Origin of the sequence: Proteus myxofaciens ATCC 19692, assembly GCF_001654855.1 — a bacterium.
Lineage (GTDB): Bacteria > Pseudomonadota > Gammaproteobacteria > Enterobacterales > Enterobacteriaceae > Proteus > Proteus myxofaciens.
Genome location: NZ_LXEN01000177.1, coordinates 1 through 1,622 on the forward strand (window position 1 = coordinate 1; position 1,622 = coordinate 1,622).

The following is a 1,622-nucleotide window of genomic DNA, read 5'->3' on the forward strand; positions in this document are numbered from 1 at the left end:
GTAATACTCCCGATAATAATTCATGACATAATATATAAATGAAATCATCATTTAAATTATGATAACTTACGATAGAGAGTTGTTTATAATAAATATCATTTCCATTAATGGATTAATATAAAAATATTTTATTTTTTTATTGCTATATTTATTGCAAGGAGAGGAAGTGAAAGTAAAGAGAAATGTTGATAATACATGATGTTAGAGTTGATTTTTTAAATACACTATTAAACTGATAATGCAAAAGCATTATCAGTTTAATATAAAAATTAATTAGTTATAGTTAAATGCATTTGGATGATTATCTAAGCTACCAGTAATTGCTGCAAATAAAACCGTTTTTCCATCAATGGACAAATTATCGTTAATATTGAACCAGGTCAATTCTTGTTTATTTTTATTCTCGTTAAGTTTTGAGAATACACCAGCCATGACTTTTTTATCTTTTGAATACATAACAACTAATTGTTCAGAAGCACAATCATGTGGCTTACAACCTTGCACTATTTGATAACGATCACCTTTCAATGTAATTTCTTTGGGTTCTGATTCTGTCGCACCTTTTAAAATCCAAGAAGGAAAATGATTATCTTTTACGATTTTACTAAATGATGCTTTAGTCTCTTTATTGGTTGCTAATTTCTCAATAGTTAAATCATTAGTAGCAAGTACATTTGTAGTTACTAGAAGTGCGGCTATTGCTATAATATTTTTCAGCATATTAATTACCTTTTAATTAAAAAATGAAATATTCAGTCAAAGTTAATACATATTAAATGTACACTTTAATTATATAAATAAGTTAAAAAAGGGAATTTAGCAAAGAAATAAACTTCTTTGATGGGAAAATTAAGATTAATCTATTCCTAATAAATAAAAATGTGTAAATTGAAAGTTATTTATACTTTATGTTGTAGAACTGTGATATGAGTTTTTTCAGAATGAGGTTTATTACATACAGATATAGTAAAATAGAAAATTATTAATGTTATAATGAAAAATATAGCATTAAATTCTTTATTGTTTAGCTTGAGGATTCGATTTTTTGTAAGCTCTACTTCTCTATTATGCTAGAAAGTAAGTCTATTTTGCTAATTTTTATTCAAATTAACTTAGAAGAAGAGTATATCTTAATTCTCAATTAATACTTTATGTAATAATAAATAGTGCGCTATATTGTTATTGTTACTTAAAAAATCAAGGAGCTAATATGAGTGAAGTTCGCATTGTTGCAACAATGGTAGCGAAAGAACAATATAAAGATACTGTATGTAATGCTCTTAAAGCGGTTGTTACCCCTAGTCGTGAAGAGGCTGGAAATACGTCATATGAATTGCATCAAGATGTTTCGCATGATGATACATATGTCTTTTTTGAAGTATGGAAATCTCAGCAAGCTGTAGATGAACACAATAATAGTGAGCATTTTAAAAAGCTACTTAGTCAAATAGATGGAAAACTTGATGTATTAGACATCAAAATCTTAAAAAAAATCTAAATCATCTTATTCTACATATTCTGAGTTCTTATTTATTACGTCAAGGGCTCAGAATAACAACTTAGATAGTTTTATATCCAAATCTTTATCTTGTTGTAATTTAACTTATTAATAAATAAAATAT

General features: G+C 26.0%; 2 protein-coding genes. One reads left to right on the forward strand and one right to left on the reverse strand.

From position 1 onward, the window contains the following. Positions 1-273: 273 nt before the first annotated feature. A complete protein-coding gene (gene ivy, locus M983_RS16460; protein WP_066753566.1) occupies positions 274-720 on the reverse strand; it encodes an Ivy family C-type lysozyme inhibitor in 447 nt (148 codons plus the stop codon). 490 nt (positions 721-1,210) lie between these two features. Between ivy and M983_RS16465 the strand changes: the two genes are divergently transcribed. Beyond that, positions 1,211-1,498, forward strand: a complete 288-nt coding sequence (locus M983_RS16465; RefSeq protein ID WP_066753577.1) for a putative quinol monooxygenase — start codon at positions 1,211-1,213, stop codon at positions 1,496-1,498. Positions 1,499-1,622: the final 124 nt, after the last annotated feature.

Bases quoted from the DNA above. Each gene is read 5' to 3' on its own strand.
- ivy (WP_066753566.1), bottom strand. From the start codon at position 720: ATGCTGAAAAATATTATAGCAATAGCCGCACTTCTAGTAACTACAAAT.
- M983_RS16465 (WP_066753577.1), top strand. From the start codon at position 1,211: ATGAGTGAAGTTCGCATTGTTGCAACAATGGTAGCGAAAGAACAATAT.